The organism is Streptomyces sp. NPDC006134 (genome assembly GCF_040628835.1).
Classification (GTDB): domain Bacteria; phylum Actinomycetota; class Actinomycetes; order Streptomycetales; family Streptomycetaceae; genus Streptomyces.
In genome coordinates, this window is the sequence record NZ_JBEXTV010000017.1 from 1 (window position 1) to 13,230 (window position 13,230).

At 76.0% G+C, this 13,230-nt stretch carries 10 protein-coding genes and 1 pseudogene; 5 read left to right on the top strand and 6 right to left on the bottom strand.

Annotation, left to right across the window (positions count from 1 at the left end; genetic code table 11):
- The 5 genes and pseudogenes from ABZ340_RS13530 to ABZ340_RS13550 all read right to left on the bottom strand — a co-directional run.
- A pseudogene (locus ABZ340_RS13530) lies at positions 1 to 93 on the bottom strand (L-cystine ABC transporter ATP-binding protein YecC); the annotation flags it as partial.
- Positions 94 to 199: 106 nt separating this feature from the next.
- Positions 200 to 1,129: an ABC transporter ATP-binding protein gene (locus ABZ340_RS13535; RefSeq protein ID WP_358781919.1), complete on the bottom strand. Its 930-nt coding sequence runs from the start codon at positions 1,127 to 1,129 to the stop codon at positions 200 to 202.
- A gap of 20 nt (positions 1,130 to 1,149) precedes the next feature.
- Entirely contained in the window at positions 1,150 to 2,157 is a 1,008-nt protein-coding gene (locus ABZ340_RS13540; RefSeq protein ID WP_358781920.1) for an iron ABC transporter permease, read from the bottom strand.
- Positions 2,154 to 3,203 (bottom strand): iron ABC transporter permease, encoded by a 1,050-nt coding sequence (locus tag ABZ340_RS13545; RefSeq protein WP_358782018.1) that lies wholly within the window; start codon positions 3,201 to 3,203, stop codon positions 2,154 to 2,156. The genes ABZ340_RS13540 and ABZ340_RS13545 overlap by 4 nt, the downstream gene beginning before the upstream one ends.
- A gap of 107 nt (positions 3,204 to 3,310) precedes the next feature.
- Positions 3,311 to 4,291, bottom strand: a complete 981-nt coding sequence (locus ABZ340_RS13550) for an ABC transporter substrate-binding protein (RefSeq protein WP_358782019.1) — start codon at positions 4,289 to 4,291, stop codon at positions 3,311 to 3,313.
- A 236-nt stretch (positions 4,292 to 4,527) separates the two neighbouring features.
- Between ABZ340_RS13550 and ABZ340_RS13555 the strand changes: the two genes are divergently transcribed.
- The 5 genes from ABZ340_RS13555 to ABZ340_RS13575 all read left to right on the top strand — a co-directional run bounded on the left by ABZ340_RS13555 (position 4,528) and on the right by ABZ340_RS13575 (position 11,225).
- Positions 4,528 to 5,772, top strand: a complete 1,245-nt coding sequence (locus ABZ340_RS13555) for a hypothetical protein (RefSeq protein WP_358781921.1) — start codon at positions 4,528 to 4,530, stop codon at positions 5,770 to 5,772.
- Between the two features lie 276 nt (positions 5,773 to 6,048).
- A complete protein-coding gene (locus tag ABZ340_RS13560) occupies positions 6,049 to 6,639 on the top strand; it encodes a GNAT family N-acetyltransferase (RefSeq protein ID WP_358781922.1) in 591 nt (196 codons plus the stop codon).
- 57 nt (positions 6,640 to 6,696) lie between these two features.
- Positions 6,697 to 8,205 (top strand): ABC transporter substrate-binding protein, encoded by a 1,509-nt coding sequence (locus ABZ340_RS13565; protein ID WP_358781923.1) that lies wholly within the window; start codon positions 6,697 to 6,699, stop codon positions 8,203 to 8,205.
- Positions 8,206 to 8,208: 3 nt separating this feature from the next.
- Positions 8,209 to 10,002 (top strand): ABC transporter permease subunit, encoded by a 1,794-nt coding sequence (locus ABZ340_RS13570; protein WP_358781924.1) that lies wholly within the window; start codon positions 8,209 to 8,211, stop codon positions 10,000 to 10,002.
- On the top strand, positions 9,999 to 11,225 hold the full coding sequence (locus ABZ340_RS13575) for an MFS transporter (RefSeq protein WP_358781925.1): 1,227 nt from the start codon (positions 9,999 to 10,001) through the stop codon (positions 11,223 to 11,225). The genes ABZ340_RS13570 and ABZ340_RS13575 overlap by 4 nt, the downstream gene beginning before the upstream one ends.
- Positions 11,226 to 11,231: 6 nt before the next feature.
- On the opposite strand, the gene ABZ340_RS13580 is transcribed toward ABZ340_RS13575, so the two are convergent.
- On the bottom strand, positions 11,232 to 12,461 hold the full coding sequence (locus ABZ340_RS13580; RefSeq protein ID WP_358781926.1) for a serine hydrolase domain-containing protein: 1,230 nt from the start codon (positions 12,459 to 12,461) through the stop codon (positions 11,232 to 11,234).
- Positions 12,462 to 13,230: the final 769 nt, after the last annotated feature.

Genomic DNA, 13,230 nt, shown 5'->3' on the forward strand with positions numbered 1-13,230 from the left:
TTCCCGGGTCCGGTCGTGCTCCGGATCGCCGAAGATCTTCTCCGGCGGGCCGGACTCGATGACCCGCCCCGAGTCGAACATCAGGACCTGGTCGGGCCTGACCCGGATCGGCGATCGGCGCGAAGACCTGCTCGTTGTCCATGAACTCTCCTCAATCGCAAGGAAGTACGGCGTTCGGTCGAGCGCCGCACCACAGACACTAATGAATATGATTTTCAGTTTCTAGTACTGTGTGGTCCCGCAGGGGGTGATCCGGGTAACACACCGGCCAGCCCCCCTCGGGGTCCCGGCCCACCCGGCCCGCCACCCGCAGGACGTCCGCGAGCAGCCCCGGCGTGACGACCTCCTTCGGCGGCCCGTCGGCCGCCACGCGCCCGCCGCGCAGCGCGACGATCCGCTCGGCGAACCGGGCGGCGTGCGCCAGGTCGTGCAGCACCATCACGACGGTCAGGCCGCGCTCCTCGCGCAGCCGCACCACGGTCTGCAGCACGTCCAGCTGGTGGTGCAGGTCCAGGTAGGTGGTCGGCTCGTCGAGCAGCAGGATCCGCGTGTCCTGGGCGAGCGCCATCGCCAGCCGCACCCGCTGCCGTTCGCCCCCGGACAGCGCGTCCACGGGACGTTCGGCCCACTCCTGCACCCCGACGTCGCGCAGCGCCCGGCGTACGACGGGGTCGTCGCCCTCGCGCAGCATGCCGAGCGGGCCGCGCGCCGCGTAGCGCCCCTGCCGTACGAGCTGGCGCACCGTCATACCCGGGACGGCCGGCGCCGACTGGTGCAGCAGCGCGACGCGCCGGGCGGTGGCGCGCCGGGAGAGCCGGGCGAGGTCGTCCCCGCCGAGCAGGACCCGTCCCGAGGCGGGACGCAGCAGGCCGGCGGCCAGCCGCAGCAGGGTCGACTTGCCGCAGCCGTTGAGGCCGACGAGGGCGGTCAGCTCGCCCGGCTCCACGGACAGGTCGACGCCGTCCAGCACGGGCCGGCCCGGGTAGCCGAAGCGGACCCCTTCCACGCGGATCCCCAAGGGGCCCGGGGACGCGATGGACTCGGCGGATCCAGTGGGCCCGGCGGGCTCGATGGGTTCGGCGGGCTCGATGGGCTCGATGGGCTCGATGGGCTCGATGGGCTCGTTCATGCTTGTGTCCTTCGTCGGCATCAGAACGTACGGCTCGGCGCGCGGCGCACGACGGCCAGCAGGAGCGCGGCCCCGACGCACGTGGTGAGCGCCCCGACCGGCAGCGTCAGCCGTCCGGTGTCCAGCGCGACCGCCAGCAGCCGCGACAGCAGCTGGGCGCCCGCGTCGGCCCCGCACACCACGGCCGCTCCCACCAGGGCGGCGCCGGGCAGCGTCACCCGCAGGTCGGCACCGAACACGGCCACCGCGACATGCGGGACGAGCAGCCCCACGAAGCCGAGGGCGCCCACCGCGGCCACCGCCCCGGCCGTCAGCGCCACCGCGCACAGCAGTGCCAGCGCCCGGGCCCGCGCGGTGAACAACCCGGCGGCGGTGGCGAGTTCGTCGCCGCAGCGCAGCAGGGTCAGCGGTCCGGCCAGCAGCCACGCCGACGCGCCCCAGGCCAGCGCCCACGGCCACAGCAGGTGCCAGTGCTGCCACACCCGGCCCTCCGTGGTGCCCACGAGCCACTGCACGACGCTGCCCAGCTCGCCCGGCGCGACCAGCAGCACCATGGCGGTGAGCCCGCCGAGCACCGCCGAGACGAGCACGCCGTGCACGGCGATCTGCCCGGGGTCGCCCCGGCCGCGCCCGGCCAGCAGCCACAGCAGCGCGGCCCCGGCGCAGCCGCCGGCGCACGCGGCGACGACCACGGCGAGCGGCGATTCCCAGCCCGCGAGCCCGAGTCCCGTCGCGGTGACGGCGCCCAGCACCGCGCCCGGTGTCACGCCCGTGACCTCGGGACCGGCGAGGGGGTTGCGCAGCGCGGACTGCAGGACCAGGCCCGCCAGGCCCAGGCAGGCTCCCGCGGCGAGGGCCACCAGCGTCCGGGGGAAGCGGAGTTCGAGCAGGATGTGCCGTTCCGTCGCGTCGCCGCCTCCGCCGAGGACCTCTCCCACGACGGCGGGGGACATGCCCCGGCCCGCCAGCAGTTCGGCGCAGGCGCAGACGAGGACGAGCGCGACGAGCATCCACAGCCGCCGGATCATCGCGTCACCCCCGCCGTGCCCGGTACGGAGCCGGAGGACGCCGCCCGGCCGCCCCGGGCCCTCGGCACCCTCGGCTTTCCGGCGCCCCGAACCCTCGGCACCCTCGGCTTTCCGCCGCCCGACCGCAGCAGGGCGACCCCGGCGGGCACGCCGAGCAGGGCCGTCCAGGCGCCGGCCGGTGTCTCCACGGGCGCCAGCGCGAGCCGGGCCGGGACGTCGGCGACGGCCACCACGGCCGCGCCCCACGCCGCCGACCAGGGCAGCCATCCCACCGCGTCGGCACCGGGGGCCAGGCGCCGGGCCAGGTGCGGGGCGAGGAACCCGACCCACGCCACCGGGCCGCACACGGCCGTCACCGGTGCGATCAGGACGACGGCGATGCCCAGCGCGGCGAACCGCGCCCGCTGCGTGCGCACCCCCAGCGCCTCGGCGTCCTCGTCGCCGAGCCGCAGCACCGACAGCACCGGCGCGCACAGCACCAGCGCGGGCACCGCGACCAGCAGCCAGGGCCACAGCCCGGTGACGTCGTCCCAGGTGCGGGCGGAGAGCGAGCCGAGCAGGTAGCGGTAGACGATCTGGAGGTCGAGCTGGTCGGCCATCACCATGAGGACGAGCAGCGCGGCCTGCAGCGCGGCGGCGACCGCCGCCCCGGTCAGCAGCACGGCGGACGGGCTGCGCCCCAGTCCCGCGGCGAGCAGGGTGAGCCCGCCGCCCAGGACCGCCCCGGCGATGGCGAGCAGCGGCTGGACGGCGGCCGGCAGGGACACCGCCAGCACCAGGGGCGCGGCGACGCCGAGCGCGGCCCCCGACGAGACCCCCAGCATCTCGGGGACCGCCAGCGGATTGCGCAGCGCCTCCTGGAGCACGAGGCCCGCCGCTCCCAGGCAGGCGCCGGCGAGCAGCGCCAGCACCAGCCGGGGTACGCGGAGTTCGCCGACGACGATCCCGGCGAGCGTGGAGTCCCCCTCCAGCAGGGCGCCGGGCAGCCGGTGCAGCGGGACGTACGGTGTCCCCAGGCTCAGCGAGCAGCAGGCCGCCGCGGCCAGCAGGACGGCCAGGACCGGGAGTTGCCGCCTCCACCCGGACCGGCGCCCGCCCGTTCCCGTGTCCGGGGGCGTCCCCGCCGCCCCGGCCCGTGGCGTGGTCGGCGCGCTCATCGCAGCGCGGCCGTGGCCTCGTCGAGCACGAGGCCCAGCGAGCGGGTGCCGCGTCCCTTGGCCCACACCTCGGGGTCGACCTCGTGGACGTCTCCGTTCCGTACGGCCGGGATCTTCCCCCACAGCGGGTTCTCCGACAGCTTCTCCGACAGCTTGCCGTCCGCGTCGCCGAAGCTGATCGTCTCGACGAACAGCACGTCGACGTCGGCCGCGAGGATCTCCTCCAGGCTGTAACTGCCCTCCACGCCGCGGGACTTCCAGGGGTAGTGGGCCAGCTTCGGGAACAGGCTGGCGGTCACGTCGGTCTCCGGGGTGGCGACGCCGAAGTTCTCGTCGCTGCCGTAGATGACGAGGGCGGTCTTCTCGCTCCTGGACCGCTCGGCCCGGGCGAGCTTGGCGCGGAAGGCCTTCTCGGCCTTCTCGCCCTCGGCGGTGCGGCCGGTGAGGGCGGCGACGTCGCGCAGGTAGCCCACGCTGTCCTGCCAGGTCTCGGGCTGCATGGGCCAGAAGGTGGTGGCGTCCTTCAGGGCCGGGGCCAGTTTGCCGTGGGTGTCCTCCAGGCCGATCACGAGATCGGGCTTGTGGGACAGGATCGCCTCCACCTCCGGGGCGATGAACCCGCCGGGGACGACGTCGATCCGCGCGGCCTTCTCCTTGCCGAGGAAGCCGGGGTGGGCGAGGAGCGCGTTGTTGGTGGCCGTGGGGGTGATGCCCAGCTCGGTCAGGATGTCGTCGCAGAGCGCGAAGAGGCACACGATGCGCCGCGGTTCCTTCGCGAGGGAGATCTTCACCCCGTTGGCGTCGGTCAACTGCCGGGTGGCCTTGATCGGTTCGACGGTGACGTCGGTGGTGCCGCCGCCCGCGGCGGGGCTCTGCTCACTCGCGGGTTCGCCGGAGGCGCCGCATCCGGTCAGTACGACGGCGGCGGTCGCGGCGGCGATCCAGGCGCGGACGGATCTCGACGGGGAGCGCAGCATCGGGTGCCCTCGCTTCTTCCTCATGGACTGCTCACGAGGACTGCCCGCACGGGCCGTTCCTCGCGGACTGTTCTCTTGGACCTGGGACGCAGCCGAAGATACATGATAATCGTTTTCATAAGTCCGCTGTTTGTGCACACAAGACCGCTGTTCGTGCACACAAGGCCCCTGTCCGTGTTCACAAGCCCGCTGTCCGTGTTCCCGGCCGCTCGCCGCGCCGGCGAGGGAGGCACCCGATGACCGCCGAACCACTCCTGTACGTCTCCGACCACGTGGCCGGATCCGTCGTCGCGCTGACCGTGCCGGACGGGACGGAGGCGATGCGCCTCACGGGCCGTCACCTCTCCGAGCACGCCGGGTTCCTGGCGCTGCCGGGTGGCCGGGTCGCCTGCGTCGACGACCGCAGGGGCGAGCTGCTGGTCCTCGACCCGGCCGCCCGCGCACTGGTGGAGGCGGCGGTCCCGGTCGCCGTGCCGGCCGAGCACCTGGCCTGCGACCCGTCCGGCAGGTGGGTGGCCGTCACCACCGGCCTCGGCCGCGACGACCGGCCGTGGTCGGACGTGCTGACCGTCGCCGACCTGGCCACGGGGGAGGCGGTCCGGGTACGCACGCGCGCGGGGGAGCCCGGGGTGACGGTCCTCGGAGGCGAGGCCCTCGGGCAAGAGGCCCCCGAGGGCGCGGATGCCGCCGGTGAGGGCCCGCTCGTCGTCCTGCGGCACCGCGAGCCCGGCGCACTGGCCGTCCACCGGTTCGCCGACCTGCTCGCCGCCCCGCCCGGCTGCCCGCACGTCACGCCCCACGCGCACCTGCCCCTGCCGGACGACGGCCACGGAGACGCTCAAGACCCCCTCACCGGGCGCGTGTTCGCGGCCACGGGCGAGGGGGTGCACCGGGCGCGCCGCGCGGGCGGCACACTCGTCCCGGAGCCGGCGATCCCCTGGGGTGCGCCCGCCCGGGGCTGGTACCTGCGGCTCGACCCGCGACGACGGGCGCTGTGGTCGACGCTGCGGGGCGGGCCGCCGGACCCGCTGCGGTGGCCGGAGTGGACCAACCGGGCGTGGCGCCACGACCTGGACACGGGCCGCACGACGCTCACGGACCTCGGCCCGGGCCTGGTCTTCCGGCTGGCCCCGGCCGCACACCACACCGCGTTCACCCGCGTCCACCCCGACGGCGACGAACTCCTGCTCCTGCGGGACACCGGCGGAACCGTCCGCCGCGTCCCGCTCCCCGCCATGGACGGCGCCCCGCGCCGCGGCCGTACGCCGTGGGAGGGTGTCCAGCGCCGCGCGGTGGCCGCCTCGCCGGGCGCGGACTGGGTCGCCGTCACCCGCGGGGGCCACGGGGAGATCCACGTCGTCGACGCCGTGACGGGCTGCGAGGCGGCCCGCCTGGAACCGGGCACGCCACTGCACCACGGCGGCCACGTGATGCTGCGCACCCGGGCCGACGGGGCGGAGGGCGATCCGGTGGGCCGGTGAACACCCGCCGCCCGCCCTTCCCGCGCTCACCACGGCACCGGGGCGAGCGCGGGAAGGGCGGGCTGTGCGCGACCGCGGTGCCGCCAGGGGTGAGGAGCGGTGGCGCCGGGGGTGAGGAGCGGTGGCGCCGGGGGTGAGGAGCGGTGGCGCCGGGGGTGAGGGGCGGTGGCGCCGGGGGTGAGGGGCGGTGACGTTGGAGGTGAGGGGCGGTGACGCCGGGGACGAGGAGGGGCGACGCCGGGCCGCGATCTTGCCAGGGGGCTTAATGCGTATTATGTGCAAGTGCACGACTACAGCATCAGGCCGGCAGGGCCCCAGGACATAGACGCCGCCCGAGCCGTCATGCTCGACACCGTCTACCACGACTTCGGCACCGGGTACGTGCCCCGCTGGCACGGCGACATCGTCGATCCGGTCGCCGCCTACCTCGCCCCGCCGCGCCACACCCTGCTCGTCGCGCTCGGCCCCGGCGGCGAGGTCGTCGCCACCGGCGCGCTCGACTCCCGAGGCCCCGCCCACCCGCCGAACCCGCGGCACGTCGCCGAGCGCTTCCCCTCGGGAGAGACCGCCCAGCTGCGCCGGATCTACGTCCGGCCGGAGCACCGCAGGCGGGGGCTGGCCCGGCGGCTGGTCGAGGAACTGCTGGCGTTCGCCGAGGCGGACGGGGGCTACCGGGCCGTCTACCTGCACACGGACCCGTCCGTGACGGGGGCCGAGCCCTTCTGGCGGTCGCTCGCCAAGGTCGTCCACGACGAGCGTGAGGACCCCGGCGGCGGAAACGGTGTCGTGCACTTCGAGGTGCCGATGGGACGGGGGCCGGTGGCCGGAGCGCCGGCCGGCGGGAGGCCGCCGGGAGGGGCCCGGTAGCTGGAAATGATTGTCATATAGGCTGTCGTTCACGATCTTCCGACCCCCTCCAGGACCATGCATCCCCACGTTCGCCTCCGGCTGCTTCCCGCGCTGATACTCGCCCCCCTCCTCACCGTCACCGGCTGCTTCGCCTCCGGCGGCGACCAGTCGTCCGGTGAGGACGCCGGGGGTGACGGCTCCCGGCTGCGGGTCGCCCTCGCCTTCCCGCCCGCCGAGAACCTCTCGCCGTACGGCGCCGACGCCACCCTGCTCAGCCGGCTCGGCGTCACCGAGGGCCTGACCACGCTCGACGCCAACGGCTCCGCCGCCCCCGCGCTCGCCCGGTCCTGGCGCCGGGAGAACGACCGGACCTGGGAGTTCACCCTGAGGGAGGCCGCCTTCCAGGACGGCACCGACGTCACCCCGGCCGCGGTCGCCGCCTCCCTCACGCGGGCCACCCGGGCCAAGCCCGCCCCCGCCGCCCTGTCCGGCGTCACGCTCACCGCCCGGGCCGACGGCGACCACGCCGTACGCGTCACCACCACCGAGCCCGACCCCGTGCTGCCCCTGCGGCTGTCCAGCCCCAGCCTCGCCGTGCTGTCCCCGAAGGCGTACGGCAAGGACGGGAAGGCCGACCCGGTCGGCACCGCCACCGGGCCCTTCGAACTGACCGAGGTCAACGGCTCCAGCTCGGCCACCCTCGCCCGGTTCGACGCGTACTGGGGAGGCCGGGCCCAGGCATCCGGCATCGACGCCCGGTTCATCGCCGACGGCACCGCCCGCGCCAACGCCCTGCGCACCGGAGAGGTCGACATCGCGGAGGCCGTACCGGTCTCCCAGGCCGCCACCCTGGACAAGGCCACCCGGCGCGACACCGCCACCACCCGCACCACCAGCCTGCTGCTCAACGCCTCCTCCGGACCGTTCGAGGACCCGAAGCTGCGCGCCGCCGCCCGCGCGGCCGTCGACACCTCCGCCCTCGCCAAGGACGTGTACGAGGGGTACGCCGACCCCGGCGCCGGCATCTACGGACCCGCCGTGACCTGGGCCGAGGGCAAGCGGAAGCAGCCCGTGGGCCGCGCCGGGGCCGGCCGGCCCGACGGGCGGACGATCACCCTCGCCACCTACGACAACCGGCCCGAGCTGCCCGAGGTCGCCCAGGTGGTCGAGCAGCAGCTGGAGAAGGCCGGGTTCGAGGTGAAGCTGGAGGTACGCGAGTACTCGCGGCTGGAGAGCGACGCGCTGGCGGGCAGGTTCGACGCCTTCGTCCTCGCCCGCAACAGCCTCCTGGACACCGGTGACCCCGTCGCCGTCCTCGCCGGCGACTACACCTGCGACGGCGGCTACAACATCGCCCAGCTGTGCGACCCGGACGTCGACCGGGCCGTCGCCCGCGCCGAGGGCATCGCCGACCCGGCCGGACGGCAGGACGCCGCCATGGCGGCCGAGGCGGAGATTCTCGGCACCGACGCCGTCGTCCCCCTGGTCCACCAGCGGATCATCACCGGCGTCGGCACCTCGGTGAAGGGTGTGCTGCTCGACCCGTACGAGCGCACCCTCGTCGGCGTGGGAACGCGGCGCTGACCCATGCGACAGCAGGTGACGGCGCTCCTGTGGCGGGCCGCCATCGCGGCGGCCCTGGTGTGCGGGATCGGGCTGCTGCCCTGGCTCACCCGCACCGATCCGGCACTGACCGTCCTCAAGGCCCGCTCCGCCGACCGCGACCCCTCGCCCGAGGTGCTGGCCGCCATCCGCGACCAGCTCGGACTCGACGGCGGCCCGCTGCACCTGCTCGGGCAGTGGCTCGGCGGGCTCGCCCACGGCGACGCCGGGCGGTCGTGGATCTCCGGGTCCGCCGTCCTGCCCGACGTCCTCCAGGCGCTCGGCGCCTCCCTGCTGCTGATGGCGGCGGCCCTCGTGGTCGCCGCCCTCACCGCCGCCCTGGTCTGCGCCCGCACCCTCCGCAAGGGCGCCCGCCGGCAGCTTGGCGGGCGGCGCGGCGGCGGCACCCTGTCCGCCGCCTTGGCCGCGCTGCCCGAGTTCCTCACCGCCTCCGTGCTGGCCACCGTCGTCGGCGTACAGCTCGGCTGGCTGCCCGCCCTCGGCTGGTACGGGCCGCGGTGGACGGTGCTGCCCGCGCTCGCCCTCGGCGTGCCCGCCGGAGCCGTCCTCGGACGCCTCCTCGACGACCTGCTGCCCGGCGCCTTCGGCGAGCCGTGGGCCCGGGCCGCCGCCGCCCGCGGCCTGCCCGGCCGCCGCATCGCCCGCCAGGCGCTGCGCCGCTGCCTGCCCGCCCTGCTGCCCAACCTCGGCCTGTTCGCCGTCGGCCTGACCGGCGGCGCCGTCGCCGTCGAGCAGATCTTCGACATCCCCGGCCTGGGCCGCACCACCCTCCAGGCCGCCCTCGCCCAGGACCTGCCCGTCCTCCAGGCCGGCACCCTCGCCCTCGTCGTGCTCGCCGCCCTCGCCGCCGGTGCCGCCCGCCTCGCCGCCCGCCTCCTCACCGGCCCCGCCCTGCGCGAGGGTGCCCTGCCCACCCTGCACCGGCCCGCACCGCCTGCCCGCCGCGTCCTGCCCCTCCTCCACGGCGCCGTCCTGCTCGCCGTCGTCGTCCTCGGCCTGCCCCGCGACCCGCTCGCCGTGCACACCGGCGACCGCCTGCGGCCCCCGTCCCCCGCCCACCCCTTCGGCACCGACGCCCTCGGCCGCGACCTGCTCGCCCGCGTCGGCCACGGCGCCCTCGACACCCTGCTGCTCGCCCTCGCCATCACCGCCGCCTCCCTCGTCCTCGGCGTGCTGCTGGGCCTGCTGCCCCGGCTGTCCGGGCCGCTCGCCGACACCGTCAACGCCGTGCCGCCCGTCCTCGCCGCCCTCCTCGTCACCGCCGTCGCCGGCAGCGGACCGGCCACCCCCGCGCTCGCCGTGACCGCCGTCGGCTGGGCCGCGCTCGCCACGCACACCTCCGCCCTGCTCCGGCAGGAACGCGCCGCCCCGCACGTGCTGGCCGCCCGCGCCCTGGGCGCGAGCCGCCGGCACCTGATGCGCCGCGTGATCCTGCCCGCGATCCTGCCGCCCGTCGTCCGCCACGCCCTGCTGCGCCTGCCCGGCGTCGCCCTCTCCCTCGCCTCCCTCGGCTTCCTCGGCCTGGGCGCCCAGCCGCCGTCCCCCGAGTGGGGCCTGCTGCTCGCCGAGAACCAGCCCTACGCCGAACGCGCCCCCTGGGCCGTCCTCGCCCCCGCCGCCGTCCTCGCCCTCCTGGGCGCGCTCGCCGTCACCGCGGCCGGCGGGCTGCGCGGGCCGCGCCGGCGGCCACCCGGGCCCGCGGCCACCGCCGTCCCGGACCGGACGGAGACCGTCAAGGAACCGGCGGGAGTGCGATGACCGCCGCCCCCACCGGCCTGCCCCCGGCGTCCGGGCGCACCCGCCTCTCCCCGCTGCTGCGGCTGCTCGTCCTCACCCAGCTCGCCTTCAACATCGGCTTCTTCGCCGTCCTGCCCTTCCTGTCCGAGCACCTCGGCCGGACGGTCGGCATGGCGGGCTGGCTGGTCGGGTTCGTGCTCGGGCTGCGCACCTTCAGCCAGCAGGGGCTGTTCGTGGTGGGCGGGGCCCTGGCCGACCGGTACGGCGTCCGGCCCGTGGTGCTCGCCGGGTGCGTGCTGCGGATCGCCGGGTTCGTCTGGCTCGGGTACGCCGAGCGGACCTGGGCGGTCATCGGCGCCGTCCTGCTCATCGGGTTCGCCGCCGCGCTGTTCTCGCCCGCCGTCGAGTCCGAGGTGGCCCGGCAGGCGGTCCTCTGGGAGGAGGCCGGCGGCGGCTCCCGCACCCGGGTGCTGGCGCTGTTCACGGTGGCCGGGCAGGCCGGGGCGTTCACCGGGCCGCTGCTGGGCGCGCTGCTGCTGGCGGTGGACTTCCGCACGGCGTGCCTGGCCGGCGCCGGGATCTTCGTGCTCGTCCTCGCCGGGCACGCCCGGCTGCTGCCGCAGCACCTCCCCGGGCGGGCCCGTACGCGGGCCCGGGGCGGGGCGCGGCTGGTGCTGCGCAACCGCCGCTTCCTGGCGCTGTGCTGCGCGTACGGCGCCTATCTGCTCGCCTACAACCAGCTCTACCTCGCCCTGCCCGCCGAGGTGGAGCGCGCCACCGGCTCCCAGGCGCCGCTGGCGTGGCTGTTCGCGCTGTCCTCCCTGCTGGTGGTGACCGCGCAGCTGCCCGTCACCCGCTGGGCGGGCGAGCGGCTGACGCCGCGCCGCTCCATGGCGGCCGGACTGGCGCTGATCGCGGCCGGGTTCGCGGCCGTGGCGGCGGCGCGGCCCGCCGGGTGGACGGGCGCGGCGGGGCTGCTGCCCGCCGCCGGGTTCGTCGTCCTGCTCACCGCCGGGCAGATGCTCGTCGCGCCCGTCGCCCGCGCCTGGGTGCCCGACCTCGCCGAGGAGGGCCGGATCGGGCTGTACACGGGGGCGCTGTCGTCGGTCTCCGGGATCGTCGTGCTGCTCGGCAGCTCGGCGAGCGGCACCCTGCTCGACAGCGGCCTGCCGCCCGCCGTGCCCTGGCTCGTCCTGGCCGCCGTACCGCTCGGGGCGGTGGCGCTGCTGCCGCGCCGGAGGTGAGGCGGGTCAGTCCCGGACGGCCTCGTGCACCAGCCGCTTGAGGTCCCGGTGGACCGTGTGCGACGACCTCGGCCGCACCTGCGTCATGAACTGCACGGTCAGATCACGGCCGGGATCGACCCAGAAGGTGGTCGTCGCCACCCCGCTCCAGCCGTACGTGCCGAGCCCGGACGGGGCCTGCGTGCGGGCGGGGTCGATCACCACCGAGACGCCGAGGCCGAAGCCGACGCCGTCGTTGCCGGGCTGGTCGTGGGCGGGGCGGCTGCCGAAGGCGCGCAGGTCGGCGCCGCCGGGCAGGTGGTTGCGGGTCATCAGGTCCACCGTCCCGGCGGCGAGCAGCCGCACGCCGTCGAGTTCGCCGCGCCGCCGCAGCATCTCCATGAACCGGTGCCAGTCGTACGCGGAGGCCACCAGGCCGCCGCTGCCGGACAGGAACCGAGGCCGGCCCCGCAGCGGCAGCCCCGGGACCGGCTCGATGCCGCCGTCGCCGGTCTCGCCGTACAGCTCGGCGAGCCGCCCGGCCTGCTCGTCCGTGACCTGGAAACCGGCGTCCGGCATACCGAGCGGGCGGAAGATCCGCTCGGCGCAGAACACGTCGAGCGGCTGCCCCGACACCACCTCCACCAGCCGTCCCAGGACATTGCTGGCCACCGAGTAGTTCCACTGCGTGCCCGGCTCGAACTGGAGCGGCAGGCTCGCGTACAGGTCGACCGTCTCGGCCAGGTCCGCGCCGGGACGCACCGACGACTCCAGCCCGGCCGCGCGGTAGAGGGCGTCGACGGGGTGGGAGTGGTAGAAGCCGAAGGTCAGACCGGCTGTGTGGGTCATCAGATGCCGTACGAGGACCGGTCCGGAGGCCGGGCGGGTGGTGACGCCGGTGCCGGAGCCGCCGGTGTACACCCGGGGCGCGGCGAAGGACGGGACGTACCGGCCGACCGGGTCGTCCAGCGACAGCCGCCCCTCCTCCACCAGCATCAGCGCGGCGACCGACGTCACCGGCTTGGTCATGGAGTAGATCCGCCACAGCGTGCCGGCCTCGACGGGCAGGGCGGCGGCCACGTCCCGGTGCCCGTGGACGGTGAGGTGGGCGACGCGCCCGCCGCGGGCGAGCGCCACGAGGAACCCGGGCAGGCGCCCTTCGCCGACCAGGCGGGCGAAGTGCCCGTCGAGACGCTCCAGCGCTTCCCGGTCCAGCCCCGCCTCGTCCGGTTCGACCTCTTGCCGCAGCAGTGCCATCGCTCTCCTCCGTCACGTTCGTCGAGGTGAGGTCCGGCCTACCCAGCCCGGACGGCGTCAGACCTCATGGCGCTCGGGGTCTTCCCCGTGCGTGCCCGTGCGCCCGTGAGCAGCTGCTGACCGCACAGAACGACGAGCAGCCTTCCCCGTGCGTGCCCGCGCACCCGAGGCGGGCCGGACGGCGGGAACCCGTGCCTGCGGGCGCCCGGTACCACGATCAGCGCCGGCGGCATCAGCAGCAGCACGCTCCACGGGAACGCCGTCACGCCGAACAGGGCCGGCGGTACACCGCCGGCCGCCCCGCCACCCGCCATCACCGCGTTCCACCGGTGACAGCGCCACCGGTACGCCGGTCATGACGATCACGACGACCGCCACCGCCCGGCCCTGGAGCTCTGCCGGCACCGGCCACCGGGCACACCCGGCCGACGGCGCCCGGGCCGGTCCGGCCGGGTGTGCCCGCCTCGGGACCCGTTCACACCGGGGCCGGCGCTCGGCGCGGGCAGCGGACCCGCCGGAAGGGTCCCGGTGAGGCCGGTGACGACGACGGCGGTGGCCGGGGCCGGCAGGGCCGGCCAGGGCGGGGAACCGGCCGCCGGTGCCGCCGACGGCCGCATCGAAGAGGCGCGTGCGCTCACGCCGGGCAGGGCGGCCCCTGACACCGGTGCCGGATTCAAGCCCTGCCGAGGGAGCGGCCGTGGGGACTGAACCTCCGTCATCTCCGCCTGACGCCGCTAGGGTTGATCCACGTCCGCCGACGACCGGCGGG

What these genes read in the sequence shown, in the direction of transcription:
- ABZ340_RS13535 (WP_358781919.1), bottom strand. Translation starts at nt 1,129, where the DNA reads ATGAACGAGCCCATCGAGCCCATCGAGCCCATCGAGCCCATCGAGCCC.
- ABZ340_RS13550 (WP_358782019.1), bottom strand. Translation starts at nt 4,291, where the DNA reads ATGCTGCGCTCCCCGTCGAGATCCGTCCGCGCCTGGATCGCCGCCGCG.
- ABZ340_RS13555 (WP_358781921.1), top strand. Translation starts at nt 4,528, where the DNA reads ATGACCGCCGAACCACTCCTGTACGTCTCCGACCACGTGGCCGGATCC.
- ABZ340_RS13580 (WP_358781926.1), bottom strand. Translation starts at nt 12,461, where the DNA reads ATGGCACTGCTGCGGCAAGAGGTCGAACCGGACGAGGCGGGGCTGGAC.
- ABZ340_RS13565 (WP_358781923.1), top strand. Translation starts at nt 6,697, where the DNA reads ATGCATCCCCACGTTCGCCTCCGGCTGCTTCCCGCGCTGATACTCGCC.
- ABZ340_RS13540 (WP_358781920.1), bottom strand. Translation starts at nt 2,157, where the DNA reads ATGATCCGGCGGCTGTGGATGCTCGTCGCGCTCGTCCTCGTCTGCGCC.
- ABZ340_RS13570 (WP_358781924.1), top strand. Translation starts at nt 8,209, where the DNA reads ATGCGACAGCAGGTGACGGCGCTCCTGTGGCGGGCCGCCATCGCGGCG.
- ABZ340_RS13575 (WP_358781925.1), top strand. Translation starts at nt 9,999, where the DNA reads ATGACCGCCGCCCCCACCGGCCTGCCCCCGGCGTCCGGGCGCACCCGC.